This window comes from Enterococcus sp. HMSC078F03, assembly GCF_001811595.1.
GTDB classification, from domain to species: Bacteria; Bacillota; Bacilli; order Lactobacillales; family Enterococcaceae; genus Enterococcus; species Enterococcus faecalis.
Genome location: NZ_KV805531.1, coordinates 15,513 through 32,660 on the forward strand (window position 1 = coordinate 15,513; position 17,148 = coordinate 32,660).

Below are 17,148 nucleotides of genomic sequence, written 5' to 3' on the forward strand. Positions count from 1 at the left end.
GAAGGATTTCCTAGAATTTATTTATGGATTTATCTGATATTTATTTGGCTAAACCATGTTGAAAAGCATAAATCGCCGCTTGGGTCCGATCATCCACATCTAGTTTTGCTAAAATGTTTGAAACATGTGTTTTAACTGTTTTCAAAGTGATAAAGAGTTCATCAGCTATTTCCTGATTACTTTTACCTTGTGCAATCAACATTAAAATTTCGTGTTCTCGATTTGTCAAATCTTCATGCAACACCGGCTCTTGTTTTTTTGTTAACCGTTCCATCATCTTATGCGTCACTTCAGGTTCCAACACACGCTCTCCGCGATAAGTCGCCCGAATTGCATCAGCAATCTCATGTGCTGTTGATGTTTTTAATAGGTAGCCCGCTGCACCAGCTTCAATCGCCGGATACACTTTCTCATCATCAATAAAACTCGTCACAATAATAATCTTGGCTTCTGGCCAATCTTTCAAGATCGCTTTTGTTGAATCAATGCCGTCCATTTCTTCCATTACCAAATCCATCAAAATAACATCTGGACGTAGTTCCAATGCTTTTTCATAGCCAATCTTACCGTTTTCTGCTTCGCCTACGACTTCTATATCCTCTTGAATAGATAAATATGATGAAACGCCTAAACGGACCATTTCATGGTCATCCACTAACATTACTTTGATCACTTGCAGTTTCCTCCTTTATGACAGGAACTTTAATTTCAACGCTGGTTCCCTGCCCTTTAAAACTAATAATTTTAACTGTACCGCCCATGCCGACAACACGTTCTCGAATATTATTTAAGCCATAACTACCGGCTTTATTACTTTGTTCCTTCATATCAAAGCCGACACCATCATCAACAATACGCAATAACACGTTTTTATCAACTTGGTGTAAATATACCTCTAATTCCTTTGCTTTAGCATGTCTTAAGGTATTTGAAAGTAACTCCTGCACAATTCGGAAAAGATGATCCTCAATGCTGCTATTTAAATGAACATCTTCAACATCCCAAATCAATTCAATTTTAATTTTTGTTTGTAGTTCTTTCAGTAATTGTTCAATACCTTTACGCAAACTTTTTCCTTCTAGACTGATAGGACGCAAGTGCAATAGTAACGCGCGCATTTCCGATTGGGAGGCATTAATGATTTCTGCCACCATGGCTAGTTGTTTACGATATGGTTCCGGGGTTTCTGTTCGTTGTGCTTGTTCATTTAAGGCAGACAACATCATCATGGCTGCAAAAAGTTGTTGACTGACTGAATCATGCAACTCCCGCGCCAAACGATGCCGCTCGTTCTCTAAAATTTCTTCTTTTGTTTGCCCATCCATTAATTGCGGCCGACTGTTTAATAATTGCAATTCTTTAGACATCTCTAATAATTTATTTTTAATCGACCAAATATCTTGTTCGACTTCGGTTAGATAATGATCTTGATTTTCACTGGTCGTTGGTTTGTTTAAGACTGGACTTTCATAATTGCCATTGGCCAATAACCGAAGTTTTTCTTCAATCCGTCCATATTGCCCTTTTTGAACCAATGAAATCAGTAAAAAGGTCAATAAGCCTATTAGTAAGGATATGAGAACAATGTGCACAATTAGTGGTAGATAAAAGACTTTTCTCTGAAGAAGCTCTAATAGCCACCGGTTTTGTTTAATCGAATGAAAATATGAAAACAATGTAATTAAGATAACAATAAAGGTGCTAAGGGACGCATATAATGAAATCATGCGTCTTGAAATCCGATCGGTCATACACGGATCACCTCAACATCTCCTACTAAAGTGTTCGTCATAATTTTCAAACGACGAAGATTGGTATCATAATCATTGCTGTAAATTTTTAATGATTCGTTTTTCAATTGATATTTTTCTTCTTCAAAACGTACCGTTCCGTAAAAAGTTGAATGTTCTAACAAAATAGCTACACCTAACGGCACTAGAATTCGCGTGCGGCCAAAACCTTTACGAATAATAATAATATTGTCTTCTTTCGGTAGTAGCGTATTACCTAAATCAATAATGGTGTCCCCAGAGATTAAATCAATATTGATGTCATCCCATTCATAGATATTGTTACCAATGCGTTCGTTGGCAAACCAGCGGCGTTTAAATCGTTTGCCATTTTTAGGTTCTTTTGCCGCCGTCTCTACCATAATCATTTGTTTTTTACGCCAAGGTGCTCGTTCAGCTATATCCACGCCTGAAATCTCAAAGCCTTTTAAGCCGATAAAGAGTACGCCAAAAATCAACATAAACCAAACAGCCGTGCTGTTCATTGCACCAATGACAATAAAAACAACGCCGAGGACGAATTGAAAGTTGTTAAAATGTGTTTTAGATGCTTTCCTGGAAACGTAGGCCACAAGTAAAACGCCAATTGTTAATAAAACAGCTAATCCAGGATTATGTACAATTTGCCATAACGCCAGAATAAAAAGTAATGCTTCTGCGACGATAAAAAAGCGCCAAGGGTTATTCATAGATTTGCCTCCTCCCTCTGTCATTTATTTTACTCGTTTATTTTATTTAATCATAGTGGTTTGCGCCTCAGGTTACCATAGGACTTTAGCCCTAAATGTCATAGATTGCGAAAGGACAGGCCTTGGAAGCTGCCTGCCCTGCTCAATTATTTAGTTTGCTTCAACTTTTGTAATTTTAACTGTCATGTCGCCACCAGGGGTTGCAATAATCACTTGATCGCCTAATTGTTTACCAATTAAGGCTTGCGCAATCGGTGAATCGTTAGAAATTTTACCAGAAAATGGATCGGCTTCGGCACTTCCTACGATTGTGTATTCCTCTTCTTCTCCATCAGGCAATTCTTGGAAAGTAACTGTTTTACCGATGGAAACTTCGTCTTGGTCCACGCCATCATTGTCGATGATTTCTGCAAAACGAATCATATTTTCTAACGTTGTAATACGTCCTTCAACGAAAGCTTGTTCATCTTTAGCTGATTCATACTCTGAGTTCTCTGAAAGATCCCCAAAGCTACGAGCGATTTTAATACGCTCTACGATTTCTTTACGTTTAATTGTTTTTAATTCTTCTAGCTCTTGTTCTAATTTTTCTTTTCCTTCAAGAGTCATTGGATATACTTTTTCTACCATGTTAATTCTCCTTTTTCGCTTAACGATACGTAGTTCTTGGTTGGTTATTGAAAAAAATTCCGCTTTCAATCCACAAAAGAGTACCACGCTTTTTCTAAATTGTAAATATAATTATTGAATTTTTGTGATTTTGCTAAATTTTATTTATATAAATTTCTAGTTGCTACTCTTTCCCTCTGTTAAACAGATTACTTTTTGAGTATCTAAAAGCTTGGTGAATCATACAAAATTGATTCACCAAGCTCTTTTATGTTTTCATTTTATTCACTACTTGAATTATTGACATACTGATCTACTAATACTTGATGTTCTTCATATGTTTTTGAGAAGTATACTTTTCCTGTAGAAATATCTGCTACAAAGTATAAATAGTCACTTGGTGTCGGATTCAAGACTGCTTTAATTGACTCCTCACTTGGGCTATCTAATGGTCCTGGTCCATAACCAGTATTTTTATACAAGTTATAAGACGAGTCCACTTCCAAGTCAGCATACGTTACAGTTTCTTTGTGTTCTCCTAGAGCATACAAAATAGAAATATCTGATTGGATTGGCATATCGGCAGCCAAGCGGTTAAAGAATACTTGCGCAATTTGTTTGCGGTCTGCTTCTTTGACTCCTTCTTTTTCAACCAATGAAGCTAACGTTAAGACTTGCTGATTGGTTAAATTCTTTGCATGAATTGTCGGCGTATATTGTTCCATTACTGTGTTCATTTTAGCAACCATCTGTTCGACAAATTCAGGAAGTGTTGCTTTTTTGTAGTAATCATAAGTCGCTGGGAATAAATAGCCTTCTAAGCGATAACGAACACCTTCTGCGGTTGCAGCACTTTCAAGTAAATCAGGATACTTAGCCTTCATTTGATTGAAGAAGTCCTCGTTTTTCATTAATGCAATGAAATCTGCTTTCTTGAAATCCGTATTTTTTTCAATGGCTTCGCCAATTTTATCTATATCGTAGCCTTCAGGAATCGTTACTTTGCCATCTGCGATTTTAGTTGGTTCTGGCGTGCCTCCTTCTTTTAGCATTTCACCAATTTCATCGAGTGTCATGCTTGGAGACATTTGATAATAGCCCGCTTGAAAATCTGTTAAGTTTTTAAATTTTACGTAGTAGTTAAAAACCATTCCGCTTTTAATGACGTTGCTTTCTTCTAAAACCGCAGCAATTTGCTTATTAGAAGATCCTTCTGGGATATGCACTTGAACAAGCTTCTTATTGTTCTTGTCTAGTGGTTGTAGCCCAGCGTCTACATATTTATAAAAAGTAAACCCAAAGATTGCCATCATTAAAACCAATACAGAAACTACAATTAACACGATACGACCGACTAAACGATCTTCTTTTTTACGTGTTTGTTTTTTTGTATTTGTTGGCTTTTCGTCTGTTTCAATCGGGGTTGGCTCTTCGACTGTCTGTGTTGTCTTGTCTTTCCCACGTCTTCGAGCAGCTCTAGAACCTGCACGTGTTTGTGTTGTGCGGCTCGCTGTTTCTTGTGATTCATCAGATGAAGGTTGGGGAGACCTATCATTTTTTTCAGAGGAATCAGGTTGATCGCCATCATTTCTACCTTTTAAAGACCCAGTTACTTGATCTCTAAGCGAAGATTTGGGATCTTGGTTATTTTGGTTATCATTAGCCAAAACTAACCCTCCTTACTATTCTATCGTTTATGACTGAAACTATTATACATGAAACCTCTTTAAAATTAAATGTTTTTAATAAAAAGACCGTCATTCCCCGATAAAAAATTCATCATTGACAACGTTTAAAGCCTATGATGGCGCTTTTCTATTGAAACGATAATAAATCTTAAAATCCTCCTAAATTTATCGAAAATCCATTTTCTATTAGGAATTTTGTAGCAAAATAGCACCTAAGTCTTTAGGCGATTGTACTAGGAATGTCGCTCCCGCCTCTTGTAACTCTGTTTCTTCACCAAATCCATACAAGACACCTATACTATCTAAGCCATTTTGTTGAGCACCAAGAATGTCATGATTACGATCACCAACCATGATAATCGCTTCTTTGGTTGGGTCTAATTGAGCTTCCGTTAATGCATACTGAATCACATCTGCTTTTTTAGAACGATGACCGTCCATACTCGCTCCATAGATGCCTGTAAAATAACGATCTAAATCAAAATGAGTAATAATCTTTTTAGCAAATTCTTCTGGCTTGGAAGTCGCAATGTATAACTTTGCTCCCGCTTCCTTTAACCTTGTTAGTACCTCTTGGATCCCTGGATACACATGATTTTCAAACATACCTTTTCTCTGATAATACGCTCGATAATGACTCACGGCTTGTTGCGCTGCTTCAGCTGAAGGCGCCATGTGCAAAAACGACTCATATAAAGGCGGTCCTATGAAAGAACGTAATGTCTCCTCGCTAGGAGCTGGCCAGCCTAATTGTTCTGTTGCGTACAAAATAGAACGCATAATGCCGCTACCAGAATCCGTAATTGTGCCATCTAAATCAAATAAAATCGTTTGATACATCTTCACTTCACTACTTTCTAGCATTTTTGTCTAATTGATTCTTCAAAATAAGATACGCAAAAGAAGCACCTTTTCAGCGCTTCTCTGCCTTTTTATTTATTTTGCTGTAAACGTATCTGGTTTTTTATCTGACTGCTGCATTTCATAGGCAATGGCTTCAACGATTCGATGGCTAGCTTGACCATCCCCATACGGATTTTGTGCATGCGCCATCGCGTGGTAAGCATCAGAATCAGTCAATAATGTTTTCGCCTCTTGATAGACTACTTGTTCGTCTGTACCAACCAATTTCAATGTTCCTGCCGCTACGCCTTCTGGACGTTCCGTTGTATCTCGTAAAACTAAAACTGGCACACCTAAGGAAGGGGCTTCTTCTTGCACACCGCCAGAATCAGTTAAAATTAAAGAACTTTTTGCTGCAAAATTTTGAAAATCTTTGACGTCCAATGGTTCAATTAAATGCACACGAGCTAATTCACCTAAATGTTCCGCTACTATTTCACGGACTTTGGGATTTTTGTGCATAGGGAAAATGACTTCAATTTCTGGATGTTCCATTACAAGTCGACGAACAGCTTTAAACACATTTGCCATTGGCAGGCCTAAATTTTCACGACGATGCATTGTAATTAGCACGATGCGTTGGTCTGTAGGGATTTTTTCCAATAAATCATTTTGATAGTGGGCATCAACAGTGTACGCCATCGCGTCAATCGCTGTATTGCCAGTTACATAAATATGTTCTTCTGGATGATTTTCTTTGATTAAATTGTCCTTACTTTGAGTGGTTGGGGCAAAATAAATATCAGTTAACACATCTACCAGTTGACGATTCATTTCTTCCGGAAACGGAGAATATTTTTGCCAGGTCCGTAATCCTGCTTCCACATGTCCCACCGGAATCTGTTGATAAAAAGCAGCCAATGCAGCCGCAAATGACGTGGTTGTATCGCCATGAACCAAGACAATATCCGGCTGTTCTGTCACAAGAACCTCAGTTAATAAATTCAAAACACGACTTGTAATATCTGTTAAGGTTTGCCCATCTTTCATGATATTTAAATCATGATTCGGTGTAATTTGAAAATCTTCTAACACTTGATCCAACATTTGGCGATGTTGCGCTGTTACGACTACTACAGAGTCAAATCCTTCACTTTGCTCTTCTAAAACTTTGATTAAGGGCGCCATTTTGATCGCTTCTGGCCGCGTTCCAAAAACCGTCATTACTTTAATTTTCTTCATCATTTTCCTCCTAATTCTATGTTAGTTTCGGGTATTTTTGTTGGCGAAATTCTTCTGCTCGTTGAACGTAATGTAAGGCGTTCGTATGATTACTGGCTATTTCTGTTGCCGTTAACGGACGGATAACCTTCGCGGGTCGACCAAATGCTAAAACATTTGGCGGGATAATTTTGCCTTCCGTCACTAAAGAGCCCGCACCAATCAGGCTGTTTTCTCCAATAATAGCGTTATTTAGAATGGTTGAACCCATGCCAATCAAAGCACCATCACCGATTTTACAACCGTGTAACATGCATTGATGACCCACTGTTACATACTTGCCTACAATTGTCGGGGCATCTTCATCAACATGAATAATCGTGCCATCTTGAATATTACTACCTTCACCAATGGTAATTGTGTTACTGTCACCTCTTAAGACCGACTGAAACCAAATATTACTATCCTTCGCTAGTTGTACGTTTCCATAGACATCTGCACTAGCAGCAATAAAATACTCTTTTTTCAAACCCTGTCACCTCTTTTCATTAAGTATAGACAAGAATTACTCACTTTCATAGTAAAAAAGACAAGAAAGAGGTCGGGACAGAAGCGTTTAACTCCGAGAAATAAGAAGGAATTTCCGAAAATTGTTCTATAATTTTTGGAGAATTTCGGCTTATTTCCGAAGGAGTTGCTTCTGTTCCAGCCGTTTATCAATTTTTAAGCCTGGGACAAAAATCCAAAGTGATTTTTGTCCCAGGCTCTTTTTTATTCCTCATAGTCGCCTTCTTCAGCGAATTGACTATTGTATAGTTTTTCATAGAAGCCACCTTGTTCCAGCAACTCATGATGCGTACCTTTTTCAATGATTTCTCCTTGTTTCATAACAAGAATTAAATCAGCTTCACGAATAGTTGATAGGCGGTGGGCAATAACGAAACTCGTTCGTCCTTCCATAACACGATCCATTGCTTTTTGAATTAAGGCTTCCAAGCGTGTATCGACTGAACTAGTCGCCTCATCTAAAATCAAAATTTTCGGATCAGAAATTACCGCTCGGGCAATGGTCAACAATTGTTTTTGACCAAGGGAAACGTTATCTCCCTCAGAATTGATTTCCATTTCATACCCGTCTGGCATTGTCCGAATGAAGTGATCCACATTGGCCGTTTTCGCTGCATCCACAACTTCATAATCCGTGGCATCCAACTTCCCAAAACGAATGTTATCTGCAATGGTACCTTTATACAACCAAGCATCTTGCAATACCATTCCAAATACAGATCGGACATCACTACGGTTCATTTTTTTCGTGTCAATACCATCAATTTTAATGGCGCCTTCTGTTACATCATAAAAACGCATCAGTAAGTTGATTAAGGTTGTTTTCCCAGCGCCAGTTGGTCCCACAATCGCAACCATTTGGCCCGCATCAACTTTAAAGTTCAAATTACGAATTAACGGTTTTTCTGGGTCATAACTAAAGCTGACATTTTCAAATTCAACAGAGCCTAAAATAGGTTCTTGCAAAGGAACATCTTGATCGTTAAGTTCTTCTTCTGGTTCATCTAGGATTTCAAAAATCCGCATGGTCGAAGCTGAAGCGCTTTGTAAAGCTGCAGACAATTGCGTAATATTCCCCATTGGTTGGCTAATTTGCCAAATATATTGAATAAACGCTTGTAATTGCCCCACTACGATCACACCAGCAACCACATAGTAACTACCAAGGACAGCTACCCCGATATAGGTCCCATAAGCGGTCATTTGAACCAATGGCAACATTAATCCTGAGATAAAGGATGCTTTGAAACCAAAACCATTTAAGCGATGATTGACTTGTTTAAAGCCTTCAAGGGTTTCTTTTTCCCGACCATATAGTTTTAAGACACTGAACCCAGTCATATTTTCTTGAACATAACCATTTAAGTCTCCTAAAGAATTTTGCATTCCTTGGAAATATTTCTGGGAGATTTTAACAATTGTTCTGGAAATAATCAGAGACAACGGAATCATAATCACTGAAAAAACCGCCATCAGCGGATTGATTAAGAACATCATCACTACAGCCATCACAATCCCTAAGACTGCTGAAACAATGTTGATAAAACTTTGTTGCATCGCATTGCTGACAGCATCCACATCGTTCGTCACCCGTGACAAAATATTTCCTTGTTGGTTCTTATCAAAATAAGAAACTGGCAAACGATTGATTTTTTCTTCAATATCTCGACGTAAATCGCGCATGGATTGTTGAACGACATTCGTCATTAAAAAGCCTGACAAAAATTGTGCCACACAATAACCTGTTCCCACAACTAAAATCCAAATTAAACATTGGATTACATAATCAAAGTTGATTGATTCACCGGCCGCAATATTACGGCTAATTTCTGTCGTTGGTAATCCAGTCAAATAAGGCAACGCTGCATTAAAGGCAACGGTTAATATTGTAAATAAAATAACTAAATAAAACGTCAGTCGGTACGGTTTAATATAGCGACCGATTCGTTTCATAGAAGAAAAGGCGTGTTTCATGCTAATTCCTCCTCTGACAATTGAGAAGCCGCAATATCATAGTAAATTGGACAAGTCTCAAGTAATTCACGATGTGTGCCAATTCCGACCACGTCGCCTTCGTTTAAAACAACAATGCGGTCCGCATGCATAATTGTTCCAACACGTTGTGCCACAATTAAAACAGTGGATTCTGTTGTTTCTTTTTTCAGACGCGCTCGTAAATTTGCATCTGTTTGATAATCTAACGCAGAAAAACTATCATCAAATATATAAATTTCCGGATTGCGAATAATCGCCCGTGCGATAGCTAAACGTTGTTTTTGACCACCAGAAAAGTTCGTGCCACCTTCTGAAAGAGGTTCATCATAGCCTTGCGGTTTTTGTGAAACAAATTCTGTTGCTTGAGCAATGTCAATTGCTCGTTCCATTTCTTCTAACGTCGCATCTTCCTTACCGTAGCGAAGATTATCAGCAATTGTACCAGTAAAAAGTAACGCTTTTTGTGGAATATAGCCAATTTTATTGCGTAATGCACTAAGTTGGTAATCTTTTACGTTCACTCCATCGATTAAAATTTCACCTTCTGATACATCATAAAACCGTGGAATCAATTGAATTAATGTTGATTTCCCACTACCTGTGCTCCCAATAAAGGCCACTGTTTCACCAGGTGACGCCTTAAAACTTACATTGCGGATAACTGGGCTTTCCGCATGTCCAGGATAGGCAAAGGTTACATTTTTAAACTCTAGATAGCCTTTAGTAGCTGTTTCTGTTACGCCTTCTTCTTCACGAATAGCTGGTTCCATGTCTAAGGCTTCTTGAATCCGTGAAGCCGAAACCGCAGCCCGAGGATACATCATAAAGACACTGGCAAATAACATAAACGAGAACAGCGCATGGAAAATATATTCAATAAAAGCTATTAAATTCCCAACTTCTAAATCCCCGTGGCTGATTTGAACAGTCCCGCTCCAAATGATTAAGACCATCACAATATTAAATAAGAAAAAGAAGCCTGGTTGGGCTGCTGCCATTAAACGAAACAAACTTTTTGAACTTTTAGTGTAAGTTTCATTGACTTTATTAAAACGAGATTCTTCAAATTTTTCATTAACAAATGCGCGTATTACCCGCAATCCAGAAAGATTTTCTCTTAAAATCCCATTGATTCCATCTAAGTTCTTTTGTTGCTTTTTAGATAACGGTTCTGACAAACGAGCAATTCCGACAACTGCTAGCAGCAGAAAAGGCAAGGCACCTAAAACGTACATTCCTAACGACGGACTCGTTCGCATCACCATGTAAAGACTGGCAATAAACATCACTGGCGTCATAAAGCCAAGACGTAAAATATTTCCCATGAAGAGCATAATTTGGTATGCATCATTGGTAGTTCGCGTAATTAAGGAAGAAACCCCAATACTTTCATATTCACTGTGTGAGAAAGTTTGAATCTTTTCAAATAAATCATCACGAATATCACGAACAATGTTTGTTGTAATTCTGGCACCAAAGTACCCCAGCAAAATATTCATTGCGACACCAATAATCGTAATTACAACCATCCAAATCCCTTGCTGATAAATATAGTCCATATCTTTAGGAATAATTCCTTTGTCAATCATTCGTGCTAAAATGGTCGGCAAGCCTAATTCAATCAAAATAAAACCAAACACACAAATAAAATCAGCGAAAAGTAATTTCTTATAACGCATTGTGTAACGCCACATTAACTTCAATTAATCATCTCCTTCTTATCTTACTTTAAATTTTCTAGTACTCCCACTGTATCAAAAAGAAATCGGTAATACAAGCTGTCTGGCTAGAAAAAACAGCCTTTCTCTTTCTATCCTTTCTCTTTTAGATTTTCTAAAAAATAGATAATTTTAATGATTTACTTATACGATTAAAATTGCTACTTCCTTTTGATTGTGCCATAATTGGGAAAAACTGAAAGGACCCTTTGAATGAAAAAATTATTCTTCATTTTTCTCGGTTCCTGTACGTTTGCTTTAGGCACGTTAGGAATCTTTTTGCCGCTTTTACCCACCACTGGTTTTTATTTATTAACGGCCTTTTTTTGGATGCGTAGTTCAGATAAACTTTATAACAAATTTTTAGCTTCTTCTTATTATCAAAAATATATCCAAGAAGCCTTCTTTGAGAAAAAAATTACTCGTAAAGGCAAATGGAAACTATTTATTTCCATGTTTCTTTTATTTGCCATTCCGTGTTTAATTGTCCGAAATACGTTGATGACTACGACTTTAGCGATTGTTTATTTAGCTCACGTGATTGGCTTAAGTTGGTATTGGCGTCCTAAAAAAAAGGCACTCGAACTTGATCAAGAATAAGGCGAAACAAGAAGTTTGTTTTTTTTAAAAGTCCAGTGAGTGTTTCTATACTTCCTTATCATTCTATGATAAAATAAGCTTAATTGTTGTTATTCACAACACACGGGACGGTTGAAAAAGAACACATAAAATCAAATACCCAGAATGAAGCAAAGTCGAGGCTTCATTTCATCATTAACAGATGTTTTTGATGAGCATTCTTTTTTAGGTGATCAGCACCTCGTTTTGTTGTGTTTAATTTTCTGTCTTAAAATGAAAAAAACTATAAATTGCTACTATTAGTAGCTGAAGGAGAAATGAATCGATGATTTACAAAGTATACTATCAAGAAACAAAAATCAGAAACCCAAAAAGAGAAGACACAAAATCTCTTTACATGGAAGCCGATAGCGATGTAATCGTGCGCCAATTAGTTGAAGAAAATACCCCATACAATATTGAATACGTTCAATTATTAGACGAAAAACATCTTGCTTATGAGCAAGAACATGCGGACTTCACTCTAACGGAGTTTTAACATGAAAGTAAACATAAAAAATAACGAAACTGGCGTTTTTGCAATCGGTGGTTTAGGCGAAATTGGAAAAAACACATATGGGGTACAATTCCAAGATGAAATTATCATTATTGATGCTGGGATCAAATTCCCAGAAGATGATTTACTTGGGATTGACTACGTGATTCCAGATTATAGCTACATCGTTCAAAATTTGCATAAAGTCAAAGCACTCGTTATTACCCACGGTCATGAAGACCATATTGGTGGCGTTCCTTATCTTTTACGTCAAGCGAATATCCCAATCTATGCGGGACCACTAGCCTTGGCTTTAATTACCAACAAACTAGATGAACATGGTTTATTGCGAGAAGCGGAATTACACGAAATTAATGAAGATACGGTGATTCGTTTTAGAAAAACAGCGATTAGCTTTTTCCGGACGACTCACAGTATTCCTGATGCCTTGGGCGTTGTGGTTAAAACGCCTTCTGGTAACATTGTCGCAACAGGTGACTTTAAGTTTGACTTTACACCCGTTGGTGAGCCAGCCAACTTACACAGAATGGCAAAATTAGGTGAAGAAGGCGTCCTTTGTCTTCTTTCAGACAGTACCAATGCTGAAATACCCACCTTTACAAAATCCGAAAAAACAATCGGGACCTCTATTTTAAAAATCTTTGAAAAAATTGATGGTCGGATTATCTTTGCCAGTTTTGCTTCAAACATTTTCCGTTTACAACAAGCTGCTGATGCAGCCGTGAAAACCGGTCGCAAAATTGCTGTTTTTGGTCGTAGCATGGAAAATGCCATTGTCAATGGCGAACGCTTAGGCTACATCAAAGTGCCAAAAGGAACGTTTGTCGATGCGGCGGAACTGAATCAATTGCCAGCAAATGAAACAATGATTTTATGTACTGGCTCTCAAGGAGAACCTATGGCCGCGCTTAGTCGGATTGCTAACGGTACACATCGCCAAATTAGTATTCAACCAGGCGATACGGTTGTTTTCTCAAGTTCACCAATTCCTGGGAATACGACAAGCGTTAACCGTTTAATCAACTTATTATCTGAAGCCGGTGCAGAAGTTATCCACGGAAAAATCAATAATATCCATACTTCTGGTCACGGTGGACAAGAAGAGCAAAAATTAATGCTTCGCTTGATGAAGCCTAAATATTTCATGCCTGTTCATGGTGAATTTAGAATGTTAAAAATCCATGCTTCGCTCGCTCAAGATACAGGGGTTCCTGAAGAAAATTGCTTTATCATGGGCAACGGCGATGTCTTAGCTTTAACGGCTGATAGCGCACGTCCTGCTGGTCACTTCAACGCTAATGACGTGTACGTTGATGGAAATGGTGTCGGTGATATCGGGAATGTTGTTTTACGGGATCGTCGTATCTTATCTGAAGAAGGTTTAGTTTTAGCGGTAGCAACAGTTGATATTAAAAATAAAGAAATTATGGCTGGTCCAGACATTCTTTCCCGTGGTTTTGTCTACATGCGTGAGTCTGGTGATATGATTCATGAAGGCCAACGTCTTTTATTCAATGCTCTACGTGAAGCAATGAAAGATAAAAACTGTACCGAAGCAAAATTAGGCGAAGCCATGACGACCGCTTTACAGCCTTTCTTGTTTGAACAAACAGAACGTCATCCAATGATTCTGCCAATGATTATGACTGCCACAGTTAGTGATCAATAAAGCTCTCATTTAATAGAGAAGAAAAATGTTTGTCCATTTTTCTTCTCTATTTTTTCTAACAAAAAAACACCTAACATGCGTTAGGTGTTTTTGGATTATTTTTTATTAGTTTTTTTCTACGTTAACTGCTTGAGGGCCACGGTCTGAATCTTCAACATCGAAAGTCACTGCTTGACCTTCTTCTAAAGTTTTGAAACCATCACCTTGGATAGCTGAGAAGTGTACGAATACGTCGCTTCCGTCTTCGCGTGAGATAAACCCAAAACCTTTTTCTGCGTTAAACCATTTTACTGTTCCTTGTTCCATTCTTTTGTTCCTCCTCGTGCATTTGCACATAAATAGTCGTAACTTTGCTCGCTTCCAATAGAATATTTAAAAAAATTTAAAAAGTCTACATAATTCCAAACAAGATTACCCTTTCATTTTACACGTGATAAAATATTTTTGCAAGAATTGTCCTCATTCTGAAGCAAAAAAATTCTCTTCTCTCAAACTAATGTATCCGCTATCACCAACAATAATATGATCCAACAATTGAATCCCCATCATTTCGCCACATTCTTCCATTCGTTTGGTAAATTGAATATCTTGTGGAGACGGTGTCGGATTGCCAGATGGATGATTATGAGCTAATAGTATGCGAGCAGAAGAATATTTAACCGCTTCCCGAAAAATTTCGCGTGGATGAGCAATACTTTGATTCAGTGATCCTTTGAAAATCGTTTTCTGTTGGATAATGTCATTCTTGGTATTCAAGTAAATACAAATTAAATGTTCTTGTTGCAGCCCCTTCATCTCTTGGAGTAATCGTTGAGCGACTTGTTGACTGGACGTAACTTTGCCAAATTTGATTTGACTACTTTGATAAATTCGACACCCCAATTCAATGGCCGCACGTAATTCAATGGCTTTCACTTGTCCAATACCTTTAATAGCCATTAACTCGTTCAACGTGGCTTGCTGCAAATAAGAAAGTTGCTTAAACTGTTTTAATAGCGTTGCGGCAACAGTCATCACGTCTGCTTCTTTTGAGCCAGTTCGTAACAGAATCGCCAACAACTCTTGATTCGATAATGCTTTTTCTCCTATCGCTAAGAGCCGTTCTCGTGGTAAACAATCACTCGGCATCTCGCGAATAAACAGATCCGATACTTGCATAAAAAAAACCTCCTTTGCTAGTCATTAATAAACTACGCAAAGGAGTGTTGTTTTTATTATTTTAAATAATGTGGCGCTTGATGTAAACTCTCCAAGACATGTAATGTTTTCTCTTGGATAACTTCAGTTGGTTGCAATAAATCAGGTACCATGATCACTGGAATGCCCGCACTATGAGCCGCACTTACCCCATGAAATGAGTCTTCGAAAATCAAGGTTTTCGGGGCTTCTGTTCCTAAAAGTTGACGAGCTTTTTGAAAAATTTCTGGGTCCGGTTTTGCTCGTTTAACATCCTCTGCTGAAACGATCCCTACAAAACGATCCTGAATCCCAGCATGGCTTAATAACATTTCAATTGCTGGACGGACGTTACTTGAAGCAACCAATCGAGGAATTTTTTGATCATCTAAAAAGTCGAGAAATTCCACCACCCCTGGTTTTAAAGGGACGTTACCAGATCGAAACTCTTGCAAGGTATCATCATAAGAACGGCGGATAAATTCTTCCACTGTGTCGTGACCATAAGATGCATAAATACGTCGGTAATTCTCTTGTACTTCTTCATCGGAAATCCCAACATAGTCTAAATAGACTTCTTTACTATATGGTAACCCCATTGCATCTGCTACTTTTTGAGTAGATGTATAGTAAATCAACTCCGTATCAAAAAGCAACCCATCCATATCAAAAATTACGCCATCAAATTTCTTCATCATTTCCTCCTATAGTTAAAAGTAATTCTCTTACTTGAGAAACAAAATATAATGAACCTGTTACTAATAATAAATCATCTGTCGACATTTTTTCTAAAATTTCGCCTAAGCCAAATTGCCATAAAGACACAATTTCTGTTAAATCGTCTTCATATTTTTCCATTTCTGTAAGTGCAATAGCTTTAGGGTAATCAAAGCTAGTTAAGTAAAGATGCGCATTCGGTACTTGCTTTAAGTCCTGAATCATCTCATCCACATCTTTAGTTGCTAAAGCTGAAAATAAAATATGAATCGTGTGTTGTGGAAACTCTTTGCGCAAGTTTTCAACTAAGCGTTTTACTGCGTGATCATTGTGGGCACCATCTAAAACAATCAACGGTTCATCACTAAGACGTTCCATTCGAGCTGGCCATTTCGCTTTAGCTAACCCTTGAGTAATGTCTCGTTCTTTAAACGGCAAATGTTGTAGTTGACAATACTTGTCAAATAATTGAATAGCTACCGCCGCGTTTTCTACTTGGTGACGCCCCAACAAGGGAACTTTAATCTTTGTCAGTTTGCCCATTTCTCCATAGAAATTAAATACTTCCCCCCATTGTGTGTCAGGATGTAGATATTCCACTTGATACTCTTTGCCAAAACGAAAAATTGGACTCTGTTTTTCTTGTGCGACTTTTTCAATGACTGCTAGCGCATCAGCACAAATATTGCCTGTTACTACTGGGACTTTTTCTTTAATAATACCCGCTTTTTGATAGGCAATTTCAGCAATTGTTTCACCTAAAATTTCTGTGTGATCCTTCCCAATTGTCGTAATTCCCGTCAATAATGGCTTCACGACATTGGTGCTATCAAGTAATCCACCTAAGCCAACTTCAACAACGGCGATATCCACTTGTTCATTCACGAAATAGTCCAAGGCCATTCCTGTCAATGTTTCGAATTCTGTAATTCCAGCCACTTCAGTGATTTGGTCTAATTCTTTAATGATTGGTTGATACTTTTCCACATAGGTAATCAATTGTTCGTCTGAAATTGGTTGACCATTTATCGCAATTCTTTCATTAAATGATTCAATATAAGGAGAGGTAAAGGTTCCGACTTTCAAGCCCATTTCTTCTAATAGACAGCGTAAATATGTCACGGTTGAGCCTTTACCATTGGTTCCTGCGATATGAATCGTTGGCACTTTGTTTTCTGGATGATCAATTTTTTCTAATAACGCATTAATCCGATCCAAACCAGGTCTTGAGCCAAAGGGTAACCGGCTATGAATCCATTCAATGGCTTCTTCTATTGTTAATTGCATCTTGTCCAACTCCTTGTCTTCTTCTACATTATAACCAAGTTAGG

The 17,148-nt window shown here is 37.8% G+C and carries 17 protein-coding genes; 3 read left to right on the forward strand and 14 right to left on the reverse strand.

From position 1 onward, the window contains the following. Positions 1-40: 40 nt before the first annotated feature. From HMPREF2810_RS01315 to efrA, 10 genes are all read right to left on the reverse strand, one after another. Positions 41-673 (reverse strand): response regulator, encoded by a 633-nt coding sequence (locus HMPREF2810_RS01315; protein WP_002355137.1) that lies wholly within the window; start codon positions 671-673, stop codon positions 41-43. Beyond that, positions 648-1,751, reverse strand: coding sequence for a sensor histidine kinase (locus tag HMPREF2810_RS01320; protein ID WP_002365182.1), 1,104 nt, complete (start codon positions 1,749-1,751; stop codon positions 648-650). Before HMPREF2810_RS01320 ends, HMPREF2810_RS01315 begins: the two co-directional genes overlap by 26 nt. After that, complete coding sequence (liaF, locus tag HMPREF2810_RS01325) at positions 1,748-2,479, reverse strand: cell wall-active antibiotics response protein LiaF (protein ID WP_002381168.1); 732 nt, start codon at positions 2,477-2,479, stop codon at positions 1,748-1,750. The genes HMPREF2810_RS01320 and liaF overlap by 4 nt, the downstream gene beginning before the upstream one ends. Before the next feature lie 150 nt (positions 2,480-2,629). Next, on the reverse strand, positions 2,630-3,109 hold the full coding sequence (greA, locus tag HMPREF2810_RS01330) for a transcription elongation factor GreA (RefSeq protein WP_002355133.1): 480 nt from the start codon (positions 3,107-3,109) through the stop codon (positions 2,630-2,632). A 260-nt stretch (positions 3,110-3,369) separates the two neighbouring features. After that, on the reverse strand, positions 3,370-4,755 hold the full coding sequence (gene mltG / locus HMPREF2810_RS01335; protein WP_002415850.1) for an endolytic transglycosylase MltG: 1,386 nt from the start codon (positions 4,753-4,755) through the stop codon (positions 3,370-3,372). Between the two features lie 207 nt (positions 4,756-4,962). Further along, positions 4,963-5,640: an HAD family hydrolase gene (locus HMPREF2810_RS01340; protein ID WP_002415851.1), complete on the reverse strand. Its 678-nt coding sequence runs from the start codon at positions 5,638-5,640 to the stop codon at positions 4,963-4,965. Between the two features lie 72 nt (positions 5,641-5,712). Continuing rightward, the gene (wecB, locus tag HMPREF2810_RS01345) at positions 5,713-6,864 is read right to left on the reverse strand and encodes a non-hydrolyzing UDP-N-acetylglucosamine 2-epimerase (RefSeq protein WP_002415852.1); all 1,152 of its coding nucleotides are present in this window, start codon (positions 6,862-6,864) and stop codon (positions 5,713-5,715) included. 13 nt (positions 6,865-6,877) lie between these two features. Further along, positions 6,878-7,369 carry a gamma carbonic anhydrase family protein gene (locus HMPREF2810_RS01350; protein WP_002415854.1) on the reverse strand — a complete coding sequence of 164 codons (492 nt, stop codon included), beginning with the start codon at positions 7,367-7,369 and terminating at the stop codon, positions 6,878-6,880. A 242-nt stretch (positions 7,370-7,611) separates the two neighbouring features. Continuing rightward, positions 7,612-9,381 (reverse strand): multidrug efflux ABC transporter subunit EfrB, encoded by a 1,770-nt coding sequence (gene efrB, locus HMPREF2810_RS01355; RefSeq protein ID WP_002415878.1) that lies wholly within the window; start codon positions 9,379-9,381, stop codon positions 7,612-7,614. Beyond that, positions 9,378-11,105 (reverse strand): multidrug efflux ABC transporter subunit EfrA, encoded by a 1,728-nt coding sequence (gene efrA / locus HMPREF2810_RS01360; protein ID WP_010707113.1) that lies wholly within the window; start codon positions 11,103-11,105, stop codon positions 9,378-9,380. Before efrA ends, efrB begins: the two co-directional genes overlap by 4 nt. A gap of 228 nt (positions 11,106-11,333) precedes the next feature. Between efrA and HMPREF2810_RS01365 the strand changes: the two genes are divergently transcribed. The 3 genes from HMPREF2810_RS01365 to rnjA all read left to right on the forward strand — a co-directional run bounded on the left by HMPREF2810_RS01365 (position 11,334) and on the right by rnjA (position 13,924). Continuing rightward, positions 11,334-11,720 (forward strand): YbaN family protein, encoded by a 387-nt coding sequence (locus HMPREF2810_RS01365; protein ID WP_002355126.1) that lies wholly within the window; start codon positions 11,334-11,336, stop codon positions 11,718-11,720. Between the two features lie 304 nt (positions 11,721-12,024). After that, on the forward strand, positions 12,025-12,237 hold the full coding sequence (locus HMPREF2810_RS01370) for a DNA-directed RNA polymerase subunit epsilon (RefSeq protein WP_002355123.1): 213 nt from the start codon (positions 12,025-12,027) through the stop codon (positions 12,235-12,237). Between the two features lies 1 nt (position 12,238). Then, the gene (rnjA, locus tag HMPREF2810_RS01375; RefSeq protein ID WP_002355122.1) at positions 12,239-13,924 is read left to right on the forward strand and encodes a ribonuclease J1; all 1,686 of its coding nucleotides are present in this window, start codon (positions 12,239-12,241) and stop codon (positions 13,922-13,924) included. Between the two features lie 105 nt (positions 13,925-14,029). Here rnjA and HMPREF2810_RS01380 read toward each other — a convergent pair whose 3' ends face one another. The 4 genes from HMPREF2810_RS01380 to HMPREF2810_RS01395 form a co-directional block, all read right to left on the reverse strand. Continuing rightward, positions 14,030-14,230 (reverse strand): cold-shock protein, encoded by a 201-nt coding sequence (locus HMPREF2810_RS01380; protein WP_002355121.1) that lies wholly within the window; start codon positions 14,228-14,230, stop codon positions 14,030-14,032. Between the two features lie 153 nt (positions 14,231-14,383). Beyond that, positions 14,384-15,082, reverse strand: coding sequence for a RadC family protein (gene radC / locus HMPREF2810_RS01385; RefSeq protein WP_002365188.1), 699 nt, complete (start codon positions 15,080-15,082; stop codon positions 14,384-14,386). A gap of 56 nt (positions 15,083-15,138) precedes the next feature. Then, positions 15,139-15,798, reverse strand: coding sequence for an HAD family hydrolase (locus HMPREF2810_RS01390; RefSeq protein WP_002385286.1), 660 nt, complete (start codon positions 15,796-15,798; stop codon positions 15,139-15,141). Further along, entirely contained in the window at positions 15,782-17,104 is a 1,323-nt protein-coding gene (locus HMPREF2810_RS01395; RefSeq protein ID WP_002415877.1) for a bifunctional folylpolyglutamate synthase/dihydrofolate synthase, read from the reverse strand. The genes HMPREF2810_RS01390 and HMPREF2810_RS01395 overlap by 17 nt, the downstream gene beginning before the upstream one ends. Positions 17,105-17,148 lie beyond the last annotated feature (44 nt).